The 16,129-nt window shown below is 55.8% G+C and carries 10 protein-coding genes; 4 read left to right on the top strand and 6 right to left on the bottom strand.

Annotated elements, in window-relative coordinates; translation table 11 throughout:
- Positions 1 to 27: 27 nt before the first annotated feature.
- Positions 28 to 1,467: a sulfatase family protein gene (locus tag LJD29_RS21130; protein WP_446743560.1), complete on the bottom strand. Its 1,440-nt coding sequence runs from the start codon at positions 1,465 to 1,467 to the stop codon at positions 28 to 30.
- Between the two features lie 199 nt (positions 1,468 to 1,666).
- On the opposite strand from LJD29_RS21130, the gene LJD29_RS21125 reads away from it, so the two are divergent.
- Positions 1,667 to 2,695, top strand: coding sequence for a LacI family DNA-binding transcriptional regulator (locus LJD29_RS21125; protein WP_446743559.1), 1,029 nt, complete (start codon positions 1,667 to 1,669; stop codon positions 2,693 to 2,695).
- On the opposite strand, the gene LJD29_RS21120 is transcribed toward LJD29_RS21125, so the two are convergent.
- From LJD29_RS21120 to LJD29_RS21110, 3 genes are all read right to left on the bottom strand, one after another.
- Positions 2,692 to 4,836, bottom strand: a complete 2,145-nt coding sequence (locus LJD29_RS21120; RefSeq protein ID WP_446743558.1) for a 3-keto-alpha-glucoside-1,2-lyase-like domain-containing protein — start codon at positions 4,834 to 4,836, stop codon at positions 2,692 to 2,694. The genes LJD29_RS21125 and LJD29_RS21120 overlap by 4 nt on opposite strands.
- Positions 4,833 to 5,810, bottom strand: a complete 978-nt coding sequence (locus LJD29_RS21115) for a sugar ABC transporter substrate-binding protein (protein WP_446743557.1) — start codon at positions 5,808 to 5,810, stop codon at positions 4,833 to 4,835. The genes LJD29_RS21120 and LJD29_RS21115 overlap by 4 nt, the downstream gene beginning before the upstream one ends.
- A 141-nt stretch (positions 5,811 to 5,951) precedes the next feature.
- Positions 5,952 to 8,018 carry an alpha-L-arabinofuranosidase C-terminal domain-containing protein gene (locus LJD29_RS21110; protein ID WP_446743556.1) on the bottom strand — a complete coding sequence of 689 codons (2,067 nt, stop codon included), beginning with the start codon at positions 8,016 to 8,018 and terminating at the stop codon, positions 5,952 to 5,954.
- A 257-nt stretch (positions 8,019 to 8,275) separates the two neighbouring features.
- On the opposite strand from LJD29_RS21110, the gene LJD29_RS21105 reads away from it, so the two are divergent.
- Positions 8,276 to 9,970: a sulfatase-like hydrolase/transferase gene (locus LJD29_RS21105; protein ID WP_446743555.1), complete on the top strand. Its 1,695-nt coding sequence runs from the start codon at positions 8,276 to 8,278 to the stop codon at positions 9,968 to 9,970.
- A 116-nt stretch (positions 9,971 to 10,086) separates the two neighbouring features.
- A complete protein-coding gene (locus tag LJD29_RS21100) occupies positions 10,087 to 10,713 on the top strand; it encodes a response regulator transcription factor (protein WP_446743554.1) in 627 nt (208 codons plus the stop codon).
- A 67-nt stretch (positions 10,714 to 10,780) separates the two neighbouring features.
- Here LJD29_RS21100 and LJD29_RS21095 read toward each other — a convergent pair whose 3' ends face one another.
- Together LJD29_RS21095 and LJD29_RS21090 are read right to left on the bottom strand one after the other, a co-directional pair.
- Positions 10,781 to 11,212, bottom strand: a complete 432-nt coding sequence (locus LJD29_RS21095) for a hypothetical protein (RefSeq protein ID WP_446743553.1) — start codon at positions 11,210 to 11,212, stop codon at positions 10,781 to 10,783.
- Positions 11,213 to 11,980, bottom strand: coding sequence for a hypothetical protein (locus LJD29_RS21090; protein WP_446743552.1), 768 nt, complete (start codon positions 11,978 to 11,980; stop codon positions 11,213 to 11,215).
- Positions 11,981 to 12,626: 646 nt separating this feature from the next.
- Between LJD29_RS21090 and LJD29_RS21085 the strand changes: the two genes are divergently transcribed.
- Complete coding sequence (locus LJD29_RS21085; protein WP_446743551.1) at positions 12,627 to 15,998, top strand: TonB-dependent receptor; 3,372 nt, start codon at positions 12,627 to 12,629, stop codon at positions 15,996 to 15,998.
- Positions 15,999 to 16,129: the final 131 nt, after the last annotated feature.

The following is a 16,129-nucleotide window of genomic DNA, read 5'->3' as shown; positions in this document are numbered from 1 at the left end:
AAATTCTCTACATCGTGAGCACTACGCCTAATTGCCGGGATAGCTCGAATAAGATTTGAGGGCGCTTTCATACGGAAAGTCGTCGCCCGTTTCTTTGCTCCAGGCGATGAGCGCCGCGTCGAACTTAGCGATCATGTCTTTGTTTGCAGGGTCTTGCACCAGATTCTTCATCTGGTAGGGATCGGCGACATTGTCGTACAACACCCACCGCCCATCCAGCTGCACCGCATAGGTATGAGTTTTTGTGCGAATCCCGCGATAGGTCGGGGTGTCTATTTCCTGACGATTGGCCGGTCCCTGATTGTTCATCAAGAAGACCATCTCGCTCTCCTGGAAGCCGCGTTTGCCGAGCATGTGAGTGGAGACATCACGTCCCGAGCAGTGCTTCGGTACTGGAATACCGGCTAGTCCGCACAGCGTGGGATAAATATCGACCGAGGCAAACAGCGTGTCGGAGGCGTGTTGCTGTCTCCCTTCAGGATGACGAAGGAAGAACGGCACCCGGCAAGACTCTTCATGCGGCATCTGCTTCGCCATATGCCCATGCGACCCCATCATTTCGCCATGGTCCGATGTGTAAATGACCATGGTGTTGTCTGCCATGCCGTTGTCTTCGAGGGCTTTCAGAAGCCGTGCAAACTCTTTGTCGATCGCAGTGATTGCCCCGTAGTAACCCTGCTCTGCCTGGTGCAGGGTTTCGAGTGACTTGAGTGCTGGCCAGGGATTGACAATTTTGTCGGCAGGGATAGGCATCCGCACATTCGGACGAAGTTTCAACGCCGCCGCATCGTAGCGGTCGCGCTCCTCCGCTGGAGGATCATAGGGAGGGTGTGGCGGATTCCAGCTGACGACGAGAAACCAGGGCTTGGCAGCATTCTTCTGGCCGTTGATAAAGTCGACGGCCTGGTCTGTCATGCGTGTGGGCTGATAACCCGGCATAATCTGCCGCTCGCCTGTTTCCTGATCGAAGGTGATGCCGTCATAGTGCTTGTTCGTATTCGCCCATGCGTGCCAGTCTTCAAAGCCGAACCTGTATGGACCCTTCGGCACAAACTGGCCCTCTCCATGAAACAGGTGCCATTTGCCCACGTATCCGGTGTGATAACCGGCTTTCTGAAATGTTTCTCCAAGCCCCGGCACGATTGGCTCCAGTGAATTCTCATTCCCAACCACGTGCGATTGGTTCGGGTATAGACCGCTGATCAAAATGCCGCGATGCGGTACGCACAACGGATAGTTTGAAATGCAGCTATCCATGGAGAGATTCTGGCGCCGAAAGCGATCGAGCGACGGCGCCTCAGCCTGATTGAAGGGCTCGCCCGGTAAAGACTGCGCACGGTGTTGATCGCTGAAGACATACAGCACATTCAACTTCTTCCCGGTTGCCGGCTCAGCACCAGCGGTTTGAAGAGCGGCTGCGGCGATCGAGGTCGCTGCGCTTTGCTTGAGAAATTCACGGCGGTTCATATTTCGCGCTCCCTTGGGATCTGCTGTATGCTTCGATGACTTCACGAGCTTCGTAGAGGGCAGCTCAGATGGCACTCTCTTTTGCGCCTTGAATGTAATCGATTACCAGCTTGAAAGTCAAAGAAACGCGGCTTGCGAATCCACGAGGCCGCTAAGCCAATTGGTCACGCAGGGACAGGAAGTATAATCGGTGCACCGTATGGACATGTTGACTGTAGCGCGAAGGGCTAAAGTATCGACGGCCACTGTGTCGAGGGTCCTGAGCGGCTCGCGCCCGGTAACTGCAGAGGTGGCCGCACGGGTGCGTGCCGCGATCGAAGAGTTGAACTATACCCCTAATAGCCATGCCAGAAGTCTTCGATCAGGAAAGAGCAATCTTTTTGGCCTTCTTGTCTCGGATGTAAGAAACCCATTTTTTCCCGATGCAATCGAGCACTTCGAATCGCTCGCGACTGCGCAAGGCATCGACGTCATTTTTTCGAACACGGGATACAGCCCGGAGAGGTTGATGAGCGGATTGCGGCGGCTTCTCGACCGGGGTGTGGACGGGATCGCCGTTTTGACCTCCGAGGTGAGCGACGAACTAGTACATACCCTCCGCAACGTTAAGGTACCGGTCGTCTTCCTGAACCAGCCAGCGGTCCAGGGAAATTTCCCCATCGTCCGGGTCGATTACGAACGCGGATATCGAGAGGCAATGGAACATCTCTCGATGCTCGGGCATAAGGACATAGGATTCGTATCGGGACCGAATACGCTCTTTTCGGCTATGCGCCGCAAGGAGGTCTTTCTCCAGGTAGCGAAAGACTGCGGATTCAGCACGCGGGATGAGTGGATGATCGAAGGCGATCACCGCCTCGGAGGCGGCAAGATCGCTGCGGCGCGTTTCTTTACCATGCGTTCAGCCCCTACCGCGATACTTTGCTCCAACGATCTCACCGCTATCGGTTTCATTCACACGGCCAACCGCCTCAAGCGCTCGATTCCGCAGGAGATGTCGGTGATTGGTTTTGACGATATCGCCATGAGCGAAATGGTGCAGCCCGCGCTGACGACGCTGCATCTTTCCCGCCGGGAGATCGCTGCCCACGCTTTCTTTGCGTTGCAGAATGGCGAAGACCGCAGCAGGAAAACCAAGAGCATGGCGTCGACCGTCCTGCCGCAGCTTGTGATCCGCGAGTCAACCGGCGTTGCTCCGGAGAAGCCTCGAGTCGCGAAGGAACGTTAGCCCTTTCGCGTCAGCAGCAGGGAAGCGTATTGCAAGCGGAACCATACCCGCAGGGAAGTTCGCTTTCCATAGGGCAGTTGTATGGACACCGTTGTGCCTGAGCCCTGCGTGCTTGCAATGTGCACCTCGCCGTCTACCTCGGCTGCCCGGGTGCGCATGCTTTCCAGGCCGATGTTTCCGTTCGAAAGCTGCATACCGACGCCATTATCGATGATCTTGACCACCACTGTTTTTGCCTTGTATTCCAGCGAAAGCATCATCTCTGTAGCGGCGCTGTGACGCAGCACGTTGGCGATTGCTTCCCGCGCGATGCGCAGGAGCGAGTCCTGCACGGCCAGGGACAGTTCGCGAGGTTGTCCACTGCGCACGAGACGAATAGGCAGGTGCGCTCCATGCAGCATGGTCAGAGCCGACCGCTGGATCAACGTCAAAATATCGCCCTTATCTACAGTCAGCGGGTGTAGGGCGAGGATACGCGCACTGGCTTCGCGGTGCGATTGGGTAGCCATATCGCAGGCTTCGTCCAGTTTCTGCATCATGCGCGGAGGAACATGGCCCTGCTGTTCGAAGCCGCGGCGCAGACTGTGCAGATGAAAGCCAAGGCCGGCGAAGCTTTGGGCGAGCGTATCGTGCATATCGAGCGCGAGCCGTTCCCGTTCTTCCAGCACAGCGCGTAAGCGCCACCGTTCCGCTTGCAGATAAAGCCATCCCAGGATTGCCATGAAGCAGATGAAGCCGGCGATGATGTAGACCAGGCGCCGGCCTCGCGTCCAGGGTGGTGGACTGACAAGCAGGAGGTCCTCGGAGCCACGGGCGTACAAGGTGAACGCGGATGTCACTGCATCCGTACCATCGCTATTTGCACAGACGCCAATCACGCGAATCACGGCGCCAGGGGAGAGCGATGGTGTCCCGTCCAGACCCTGCGGCAGAACAACGCGAAATCGCTGCGAAATATCGGATGCCGTCAGTGTGATCTGCCCTTCTTCGGGAGGGGAGATGGAATCGATTTCGCCAGTGACCTCAATCAGGGATCCATCGAATGCGCCGCTTGCTGCCTGCGTGGAACTGATAGGGGCTGGCAAGGGCAGCGATCGATCCCAGAGGATCCGGGCGGTCTGTGCATGCAGGCGAATGCGGGATCCTGCTCTCATCGTTATTCCTGTGAGCTCGACCTCATCCCCCAGGTTGAGTCCCTCCGGCTGGTTCAACTCGACGGCGACTCCTCCTGTGCCATCCTGCACGTAGAGGGGATCCAGCGATGTCACGGCTCCGCGAACGGTTACGACGGGTGAAGAAGCTAATATGCTTGCCAGAGAATGAATACTCTGAGGTTCCCGCAGCGGAGCGGTGTCTACGGCCGGAACTCCGCTGATTGGAGCTTCCTGCGCACGTTCACGATCCATGAACGCGTGCATCTTTGCGAATTGATCTTCGCGGGCCGGATATTGCGCCGTTTGAGGAGTGTCGGTGCGCGCAAGCAGCGGCGAAAGGTCAGAGCCTGTCGCAGGCCTTACGGAGAAATTCCTCCACTCTGTGCCTGTGTCCAACGAGCGCAACCCAACCTGACCGGTGTGGATGCAATTCGCACCATCGAGAGCCGTCACCGTTCTGCTTCCGTTGTCCATGTTGGTGGCTTCGGCCGCAAGACGGCAGCCCACAACGACTACGTGCAGGTGATACCAGGTGTTCTGACGCACTCCTCCGGGAACAGGAACGGGCGCACGCATGAGCCATTCGTAATCCGTGATGCCCGCCAGTAAAGAAGCTGTTCTCAAATTGAGGCCGACGTAATATCCACGGTAGGCATCAACTCCAATCTCCGGATTGCTGACTCGTAGAATGACCCCTGCATCGCCGACACGCCCCATCAGGCGCATATCGGTATCTATCTGATAGTCGCCCCACTTGGAGTTTCCCGCGACCACCTTTGCCCCGCGTTCGTCAGAAGCATTGATGACCATGCCGTTTCGCTGCTGCCAGGAACCGCCGTACGTCTTCCATCCACGCAACTCGCGATGGAAATCTGGTGCATAGGGTAAAGACGGACTATGGATCGCGAAAAAGATCCAACAGGTTGCGATCAGTGACAGCGCGGAGGCCGTGGCGATTGCGACGAGGCGATAAGTGCCTTTCCTCATGGCACACCTCGATGCATCAGAAGCAATTGCTGTATATCTTCGGTGTCCAGATTATCCCGGTCCACCAGCACCGGCTTCACTACGCTTACAAGGGGGTGAGGTTTTCCTGCACGTTCGGCCACGATGTCATCGACCGCCTGCCTTCCCATAGAGCGCAGGTCGTCGACCAGGATGGAATCGAGTTGACCGTCGCGAAGGGACCGAAACACGCCCGAATTCTGATCGATTGCGATGACTTTTACCCGGCCTTCTCTTTGCGTCCTGCCAACGACATCTACGGCGCTTGCCGCATCGATAGGGTTCAGCGACACAATCGCTCCCACGTCAGGATGGCGCTGAAGCGCTTCTTCGAACTGCTGTCTGGAATAGCCGGCACTGACATTGCAGGAGAGTGTCTCCGCAACTTCGATTTCGCCTTTGAGCAAGTGCAGGTGCTGAACGATTTGCTCGGCGCGCTCAATGTTGCCGGGAACTTGGGAACAAAGGCCGGAGAGGAGGATCTTTCCTTTGCCATGCAGGACTTTCTGCAGGCGCTCCGCGACGAGCCGCCCGGCCTCAGAATCATCGGTAAGGACATAGGAGAGACCGGGCCCCGCTTTAAATCCGAGCCGTTCCCTGAGAAGTACCACAGGAATTTTCCGATTCAGTGCCTCTTGCAGAACGCTGTTCATCGCGAGATAACTGCCAGGTTCAGCAATTATGCCCATCGCATTGCTTTGGACAGCCCGCTCGGCAAGATCGATCTGACGCTGCACATCATCGGATATCGCAGGACCGTTCCAATAGAGCCCCACCGCTTTACGTTTCGCTTCTTCCTGCAGGCCTACGTGCAGCGATAGCCACCGCGCATCGATGGCGAGACGCGGAATGATGACAATGCGTCGATGCAGGCTCTGTTGCTGGCATCCCACCGAGCACAACAGGCACAGCACCAGGAACGCATATTGAACTCTGTTCCTCACGTCCACACTCATCAGCTTGCCACATATTCTTCCGCGGCGTCGCTGTACCTGCCCAGTGCTTTGGCGCCTCCGTTAGAGCGAAGGCAGGGGTGGTTCCCCAGCGCGGAGCATTCCAAGGACGCAACAGGGAACAAGAGCAGTTGTCAGATTCACTTAGTTCACCGGCACTCGAATTACACTGACGCTTTCTCGTGGCAGCGTCAGCGAAAGCGTCCCGCCTTTGTGGAGCCGCACTGTGGAGAGCTCAGGTGTCACATGCTGCGGTTCCACTTCATCGTTGCGTTCATAGCGCGAAGACGAAGAGATCTGTTGCATCCTGGCAGCGCCGGCAATATGTGACGAACCGAGATCGAAATGCGCCGGAACGCTGCGCTCCAGGCTTCGGTTCACGCAGAGAAGAGTGATCGTCTTGCCGTCCGGACTGCGAGTGGCAACCACGTCCACATAGGGAATGTCGTCGACGTTGTCGAGCGGCTTGACGCCGCCCCTGACGGAATATGTGCCTGAGTCAGTCGTAACTGGCAGAAGCTCGTCACTCTTTACCGCCGTATACATCTGGAATACGTAGTATGCAGGCACAGCATAAACCTGCTCGCGGCGCTTCCAGATGCCGGCGAACTCCATGATGCCGGTCATATCGGCAATTGTTACCTCGGAGCTGTGACGCAGGAGCGTGTTCAGAAATCCTGCGGCCATGACTGCACCGCCTTCATTCATCCAGCTTGGACTCTCATTGGTGAAGTTCCTCTCGCCGAATCCTTTGCTGTTAAAGAGCCATTCCGTCACGGCCAGATGAACGTTGCCTCGCAGTTCGGGATGTTCATCCACCTGCGCCTGCACGCGGTCGAAGTAAGGTCCCACGGCATAGGGCAAGGCATAAGCGGCTGAAGCGACAAAGTCGGGTGTGGCTGAAGGCATTTGCGGATGGTTCGTTCCCATGATGAAGTGAAGCGAAAGGGCGTCGAAGGTGCCCTTCGGAGCCTTCAGTTGTTCGGCATTCCAGGCCGGCCCTGCCAGTGGACCGAATCCGGTTGCGATGACGGTAGCCGACGGATCTGCAGCACGTACCGCCTTACTGAATGCCAGCGTGCGCGCACCAACTTCAGAAAGGGTCGGATAGCCTACCTGCCACTTTCCGAAGAGCTCATTGCCGATCTCGTAGATCACCGGTCCGGAATAGTGCTCCTTGATGTAGTGGATCCAGTCCGTAGCTTCTTCCGGCGTTCCACTGCCCATGTTGATATTGAACTGAGGAATGGCTCCGATCAGCCGGCATAGCTGGAGAAATTCATCTGTGCCGAAGTTGTTGTACTCCGGTATGCCCCACGCGATGTTCTCGGTTGTCACGCGCTTGTCTTCCGGGCCTATGCCATCGCGCCAGTGATAGTACGAGCTGAAGTTACCGCCGAATCGCAGTTCGGTAACATGCATGGCCTTCATCATCGCTACGGCATCCGGGTCGAGTGTGTCCACTGCATCCGCCGGCATCAGCGAGAACTGGTCGACGTCGACGCGCTCCGTACCCTCCACCGACAGGGCAAAGTCGAAGGCTTGTAATCTCTGGACGTCTTCACGCTTCAGAACCAGCGTCGCCGAGTACTTGGTCCAGTCTGTCGCGGAAGCCTGAACGTCTGCCTTTGCAAGCAACTTGCCCGATTCGTGGTCGCGTAAGGAGAACGTCAGATGCGTCGGCCCGCTAAGATGGCTCGCGTAAACCGAAGCTTTGTACTCCAACTCACGCTGAACAGGGAGATAGATCTTCTGCTTGATGCCGGTGAGCTCCTCGGGCTGTCCCATGATCTCCAGCGATTGCCAGCTGTTCGCTGCATGGCCAACATGAAGCTCATAGCGATTGCCAGCCGCGGAGTTGAGCGGGCTCCAGGGCAGGGGAATGCCTGTCTGGTTCGTCGATTCGATCAGTTCAGGCTGCTCTCGAAACATCGTCTCCAGGTTGACGTGACTCCACAGCCCGCCTTCGAGGCTGCGATTGACGAGAATTTCAGCCGAGATGCCGCCATTGATGCTGTTACCGATCGGTTCAAGAAACGAGCCGAAGATGCCATCGGGAACGCGAGCTGATCCTGAAGCGCCCACATGCACCGTGACATCGTCTGGCATAGGTTTGTCCGCTTTCACCTGTGCGAATGCAGGAGTGTCAGGCAAAACCATCGTGCTGGCGACCGCCGCGATGCAACAAATCGTACCGAACCGTAAAAACATCTTCTTCTCCTAAGCATGCAGCGGCGATTGACAGCCTGTTCACTCTCACGTGGATGAGTGGGTCAGGTTCGTGTTAATGGCTGGAAAACGATTGCATTCAAGCGATCAAGTTGTCACATGGCCGGTTATGGTGTCAAGGGCTATGCTTTAAACCAATTTCGGACGCACATAAAGCATTCCTTTCGTTAAATCGGCATGTAATCCTTTGCCTGAAGTAAGACACTACCGTATTGTGGTTAGCGGGAGAGCCTTTCACGATGAACCGCCGCCATTTTATGGGACTTGCCGGTAGTGCCGCACTGGTGCCGATTCTAAACGGAGCGCAGGAGGCGAAGGGTGCGGCCACGTCTTCGCAATACATACAGCCGCGCAAAGGTGTCGGTCCGTTTCTTCGCAAAGGGCAGGGAAAAGCCCCGCACATCTTTCTCATTTCGGCAGACATGGTGAGTCCGGATCTTTATCATCCCGCCCGGCCTTTTGCGAAACACGTCCGTCTGCCTGCCATTCAATCTTTAATGCGAGAAGGTACTTTTTTCTCCGAGGCAACATGTACAGTACCCCTGTGTTCGCCCTCTCGGGCTTCTTACCTCACCGGACGTTATAGCTATATCCAGGGGAACGGAGAGCGAGCTCCCGAAGGCCTTGAAACACAGCTGCGCCCCGACGACATCATCTTTCCTGAATACCTGCGAGCTGCGGGGTACATTGCCAGGCAGGAAGGGAAGGCCCATGTTGGCGTGAAGAAGTTCCTCGATGCATTCACGGAGAACGATCAGCCGTGGGATCGTTGGTCGCCTCCGGTCTATGACGACGACGAATTCCTGGCTTACCAGCACAGCCTTGGTGTGAAGGCGCAGAAGTACTCCCGCGAGATCGTTTTCCGGATGCAGGATCGAAATACGCCCGGCAACTCTGCGGGCGGATGGATCGAACAGGAGGATGGCAAGCCCTTTCCATTCGAGGCGCACTACACATACTACCTGGCGAAACGGGCAGTCGATACTGTGCGCGAGCTGGTTGCCGGCGGTGCCGCTTCAAACCATCCCATCTATCTCCAACTCGACATCTTCGATCCTCATCAGCCGTTTTCTATTCCGGCAGGTTTCGAAGAGCGCGAGAAGGAACTGCGTCGGATTATGACGCTGCCCGAGTCGTATACGGAAGTGCGCAAGCGGGATTTTTCTCGCGCGGCGGACGAACCGGAGATCATCGATGTCTATCGCAAGTACTGGGGGATCTACGATCCGCAGACATTGCTCGACTACCGTGTGGCCTACGCCCTGCAGATGGAGCTTGTCGATCGCGCTATCGGGATGTTCCTCGGTGAACTACGCAGACTGAACCTCTACGACGAATCCATGATTGTTTTTATCAGCGATCACGGTGAGATGAATGGGCGGCAGGCTTTGGTGGATAAAGGGGTATATCTGCATCCGGATGTGCTTCGCGTGCCGTTCATCGTGAAGCCGCCTCATGGCAGAACGGGAACGATCGTGAAAGAGCCCGTCTCCCTGCTGGACCTGTCACAGACCATCTTTGAGGCTGCGGGAATCGAGCCGGAGGGGATGTTCGACGGAATCTCGCTCGTGCCTGCGATACACGGTGAAAAGCTGCCGGATCGTGCACCGATGTTGTTCTTCGGCGGATGGCATGTGGGCGTCAACTTTGCATGCGGCATCAGGCATCGCACCAGCGACGCCCGGGAGTTTCTGTATGCCTACAACCTGACCTCTTCTTGCGACCAGCTCTATGATCTACAGGACGTCGATGCTGTGAACCTTATCCAGGATCCGGAATATGCTTCTGTACGAGATGAGATGGTTCGAATGCTGGGAGCAGAGTTGCAGCGCGATCCCCGGTGGGCAGGGTACTGGGCGGAGTTTCGAGTCGCTCGTTACCACATGCTGCCCGAGGCAAACGGAGATATGCAGCTTTTCACCGGGCGCAGTTGAGATGCTTTCCAGATACCACGCTCGAACGATGATTTGGGCGTAGATTATTAGGTATCGCTCTGTCCCACGTTTCTCCAGCGGCAGGGAGCGCAGCGATCAGAAGAGGTTGACGAGCAGTGGACTCCATCAGGGTTTTTGTCGTAGACGACCATCCGATTGTGCGTCGTGGCATTGAAAGCATCTTCGATTGCGAGGAAGATATCAGCGTAGTTGGCTCCGCCGGCAGCGGTGCTGATGCTTTACAGCAATTGAATGATCTTGCGGTCGATATCGTGCTCACTGACCTGCGTATGGGAGTCATGAGCGGTGACGAGTTTCTTTCACTCCTCCGCGAACGTCGTCCTGAGATTCGCAGTGCAGTGCTCACCAACTTTCATTCCGACGAAGAGGTCTTCAAAGCGCTACGGGCTGGAGTGCGAGCGTTTCTTCTGAAAACTTCTCCAATGACAGAGGTGATCGCCGCCGTCCGGGCAGTACATGCGGGCGAGCGCTGGATCCCGCCACACATCGCGCAGCAGCTGGCCGACCAGGTTTCTCGTGATCGACTGACCGACCTTGAACTATCTATTCTCAGGTTCCTTGCAGAGGGGATGAAGAATGAGGAGATCGCGGCTGCGCTCCACCTTAATGAGGACGCGGTGGGTGGCCACGTCAACCATCTCCTCGAAAAGCTTGACTCCTGCGCTCCTGCGGAGGCGGTGAATCGTGCCTATCATCAAGGGCTGTTGCGAGTCGACGATTAGCTGTCTTTGCCGTTGCGTGCGGCGAGTGGGAGCTTACAACGGAAGCCCCACCCGATTCCGGTAACATCTACCGGTTCTGCAATTTCACGTAGTCGTCAAACAGTTCGTAGTTTTCAGGCAACCGGCTCTTGTCTGGGGAGTATGCCATCCCGGGCACGAGCAGTTGGTTAAGAAACCATGGCACAGTGCGGTTTGTGATCGCAGGCCGCGTGGCTGATTCTGGTGACGGGTTCCAGGTCAAAGCATACGTTGCAAGCTTGACTCCGTTCGCCTCCAGCATGGGCGCGATGTTGGCCAGATAGTGGCCCTCGAACCATGGTTGAGAGGCAAGAAAGCCCTTCCATTCGGCTTCGGATACAGGATTCTGGAAGGCCGCCTCCAGAAACTGAGCGACGGTCGTGCCCTCAGGGATGTTGTGTGCTTTGACAAAGGCTTTCCCGGCGTCGCTACTATCGACAGCATCGCCCAGGTGCGCCTGCCATTTCCAAATCAGCGACATCTATGTCACGATCAAAAGCTTGTCCGGGACGGCATGATGCATGAACTCCACTGCGGACTGCGTTGTGGACATGTCTGGCTGATGGATGTGGTAGTCGGCGCCCGCGATCCTGGGGTCTGAGTTGATCCAGGCAATCATTGCCTTCACTAGCGGTGAATCGCGATTCTCCTGCTTATCGAGCCGGGTCATTCCGCCCGCAAAAAGCTGCAGCGTGCCGCCACCAGCAGCCGTGCGGCGTTCCGCACTGACGTGCTCCGCGAGACGCTGCAAAAAAGCGATTACTGGAATATGCCCGTCTGCATCGGGAGTACGATCGGCAGGCAAAGTATCGATAGTCAGTTCATTGATCAGAACGAGTGCTGAAACCTTTCCAGCAGTCGCATCGAGCAGCTTATCCACGAAGGTGAATGCATCCGCCTCTTCTTTCGAGCCGGCTGCGGGGATCCGGCCGAAGCCGCCTCTTCCTGTAGAGTCCCATTTGATAGACAACAGGATCTTATGTCCCGAGTCGGCTGCTCTCCTGAGTGAGAGCAGCCCATTATCTGTCGCGTAGGATCGCTGTCCGCTTATGAACTCGGAGGCAGGTATGAAGCCGCGTATCCAGGTTGTGTGTGTCTGATCTAGGATTTCGGGGGTAGCCCAATGAAATCGCTCATTGACGTTTGCGCCAATCACGACACGCCCGTTGGCTACCTGCGCATGCACGGTGAAGGCAAGCGCCAATAGAATCGATCCGCAGGTCGCCTTTGTTCTACTTCTTAAGTTCATTCACTCCACTCCGGTTCTGATACTACACATCCGGCAATCATTGTGGGCAATCGATTACTCTTCCTCTTTGAGGTGCGATGAAACCTGTTGCTGCTGCTCCTCGAGTCGCAACAGGGACCCTTTCCAGTAAAACCTGGAGGCAGAAACCGAGAATCGGGTGGCATAAATCAACGCACCGGTCCAATCGCAGAGCATCGGATACTTCGCAAATCACAGCCTGTGGAAGCGCCAGTTGCCAAAAATGCGCAGAATCCGCGCATGTAAACAATTTCCTTGACAGTGGTCATTTCGGATTGCGTAAAATGCCGCGACGAAATAAACAAAGAATTTCGGGTGCGCTAAAGGTGATCTTCTCAAGAAGAAAAAAGCCGATTGCCAATCGATCCGAATACAACAACAGCCAGAACCCCAGTGAGCGTCCTGTATAGCAGCTCATAGAGATTAGCGGGGATTATTAGCCTTGCTGTCATAAGAAGGTGCGATTTTGGGGTACTTGTGTAATCGATTACATTTCGAAATTGGAAGCAGAAGCGACGGCAACCGCCGCATTCATAATGCCTGGTTTCTGTTTCGAATCTAATCCGGTTGAAAAACTCACTTCCTGTTCCGTAGTTAACATTTACGCTTTTGAGCGAAGTTTGGAGTCATGATGTTTAGCCGCTTCTTTGCCAGTGTCCGTATCGTGCTATTGCCCTCAATCGTCACAGTGATTGGATTCGTAGTTCTCGTATCGTCAGCTTCGCTACATGCCCAGGTGCTGACCGGTGAGCTGGATGGAACAGTCCACGATTCAAGTGGCGCCGCAGTGTCTGGCGCAACCGTTGTCATTACCAACACCGATCAGAAACTGGTCGCGCGCACAGTGCAGACCGACGCGCTCGGACAGTTTACGGCGCCACTTCTGAACGTCGGTAACTACGCGGTGGAGGTTTCGGCGCAGGGGTTCGAATCTACAAGAGTCACCGCCATCGCGGTTCACGTGGGCACGCCGTCTGTAGTGCCGGTGACGATGGCGGTGGGCTCTGTAACCGAATCCGTCAATGTGTCGGCCGATCAGGTGGCGCCGCAAGTCGATACCGCGGCTTCCAGCACCCTTATCGAAAAAGAGCAGGTGACAGGGCTCTCCCTGTCCAGCCGCAATTACATGCAGTTGCTGTACATCCAGCCGGGCATCAGCAGCAATGTTCCTGGGCCGGATGATCGCGGGAACATTAACACCAGCGGTCAGGTGAACACCCAGACATTTTCTTTCAATGGAAATGGAACGGCTGCGAATGCGTATTACCTCGACGGCGCAGACACGCTGAAGCGAGCCGGCCAGCAGCCGGTGGCATTTCCTGGCGTGGACTTCATACAGGAAATCAATCTGCAGCGGGCCAGTTATACGGCTGAATTCGGTGGCGCGGGAGCGGGTTTCGTCAGCGTGCAGACAAAGTCCGGCACAACGGATCTCCACGGTGGAGCGTTCGGTTTCTTTCGCAGCCAGGAGATGAACGCCAACACATTTCTGAACAACGTCGCCGGCATTCCCCGTGGCCTTTCGCGCTATGCGGACTTTGGTTACTACGTCGGTGGCCCGGTCTGGATTCCGGGTCACAGCAAGCGTAATTCCGCAAAGACTTTTTTCTTCTTCGGCCAGGAGTTCCTGCGTTCGGAGAACTCTGTGCAGCAAACGCCTTCGAATGTTCCTACAGCGCTGCAGCGCCAGGGCTTTCTCGGCAACACAACTGTCACGAACATCAACCCGATTGCCCAGGAATATCTGACCGACATCATTAACAAGCTGCCGGTTCCTAATAATCCGGCTGACCCGCAGGGCATCATCACCCAGGCTATCGGAACCAATAACGAGACGCAGACGCTTATCCGCATCGATCATCAGTTCAACGATCGCTTGAGCGCGTTTTTCCGTTATCTTGATGATCCCTTCAACCTGGTTGTTCCAAACGGCTTCCAGGTTCCAACGGCATTGCCGGGCGTAGCGACGTCGAATATGACGAATGGCTCCACCAACTGGCTCGGACATGTGACGTACATCATTACGCCTAATCACATCATTGAGGGAGGGTATGCCACGCGTTCGAACTGGGTCACAGCAAAGGCGATAGGATCGATGCTGCAGTCAAATTCGCCGGACATCCACGTTACGCTTCCATATCCGGTGACGATCGGGCAGGTTCCCCACCTGAATATTAACGGCGGAACCTATGCGGTCTATTCTCCCTACAACGAGCGGACGCCATTGCATCAGATATTTGCCAACAGCACGAACGCCATCGGCCGCAACACGCTTAAGTTCGGAGTGAACGTCGAGTTGATGACCGGTGGCAGCACGACTGGATTTGGAAACGCGGGTGCTTTCTCGTTCTCAAGCGGCAATGGTCCAGGCGGACAGCTCGCTGGCGCATCCCAGTTCGTGCAGGCATTCGATAACTTCCTGCAGGGTGCTCCCGCGACCTTTACTCAAGCAAACATCGATGCGGCGCCTGCTTACCGTACGGATATCTACGAAGGGTATGCGGAGGATGATGTTCACGTTTCTCCAAAGCTGACATTGAATCTAGGTATCCGCTACACGTACTTTGCCAGTGGCACGAGCGCAACCCTGGAAGGGCAATCTACCCAGCTGCCAATCCTGAACTTTGATCCGGCGACTTACAGCGCGGCTCTGGCCCCCACCCTTAACAGTGCCGGCGTGATCTGCACGAAAGCGCCCTGTGCGGGCGGCAAGGCGCCGAATCCGAGCTATAGTCCGTTGAACGGCATCATTGTCAGCGATCAGAACTCGCCGTTCGGTTCTGACGTTCAGACAACCCCTAATAAGAACTTCGCACCGCGTGTGGGTCTCAGCTACGACGTCTTTGGCAATGGGAAGACCGCGCTGCGCGGTGGTTTTGGCCTCTACTATATTTCGATCACCGGCAACCAATATAAGTTCGCGCAAGCTCAGAACTATCCGAACATTCAGAATGCGACCATCTCGACGCCGTCGTTTGCCGATCCCGGCAACGGCGTACCGCAGTTCAGTGCTTCCCCGAATATCCTGCAGGCACTGCAGGTGCACGATTCGCAGCCGTATTCCGAGCAATACAGCCTGGACATTCAGCAGCAACTGCCAAGCGACGTCGTGCTTGATATCGGCTACTATGGCAATCACGGCGTACATCTGTCCGGAAATATCGACGTGAACCAGGCCGCACCAGGTGCGTACCTGGCGGATGGCATCATTCCAGGTAATAAAGTGACCGCCGCTAACACTCCCTACCTGAACCAGATTCGCCCCTATCTCGGCTACAGTGCCATATCGACGCAATCGAACATCTTCTCGTCGAACTACAACAGTCTGCAGATTTCGATGAAGAAGCCGTTCCACGGTGGCGGTGTCGTGACAGCGAGCTACACATGGTCGAAAGCGCTGTCGAATGCGCGGGTGCCGCAAATCACTTCGGACCTCGCTGCAGAGTACAGCCATACCGATCTGGATCGCACGAATGTCTTTAATGCCAGCTTCGTTTACCCGCTGCCGTTCTTCCGCACACAGCATGGAGTGATCGGACATGTCGCAGGTGGATTTGAGTTCAGCGGCATCGTTTCCTATGGCTCGGGAGAGTATCTGACACCGACGACGACTGCGGTCGATCCCGCCGGCGTCGGCTTGCTGGTAGGACCAGCGACGGGACGGCCTGACCAGATCTCAAATCCGAACAAGAATGCCCCACACACCTTCAGCGGATGGTTTAACAAAGCAGACTATCAGTTTGCTCCGGCTGGCCGCGGTGGCGATTCCCGGCCCGACAGCATTCTCGGTCCTGGATACGAGAACTGGGATCTGAGTCTATATCGAACTGTGAAGTTCAAGGAGTCCGTGAATCTGCAGTTCCGGGCCGAATCCTACAATTCGTTTAACCACACGAATTTCACGTCGGTAGCTACGGTGTTTGGACAAAGCAACTTCGGAGTGGTTACAGGCACTGGAACCCCCCGCGTGTTACAGCTGGGAGCCAAGCTCAATTTTTAAAAAGTGCAGCAATGTTCTTCCTCCGACAGACACGCACGTTGATTCATTAACGTGCGTGTCTGTAAATTTTTTCGAGAACCTGAGCCTGGGAGGCGACACTTGGAACGGCGAAATTTTATAAAGCTGGGAGC

The sequence above is a fragment of the Silvibacterium acidisoli genome, assembly GCA_022870745.1.
In the GTDB taxonomy this organism is placed as follows: Bacteria; Acidobacteriota; Terriglobia; order Terriglobales; family Acidobacteriaceae; genus Silvibacterium.
The sequence above is the reverse complement of the archived record's forward strand: the minus strand, read 5'-3'. Positions and strand labels throughout refer to the sequence as shown.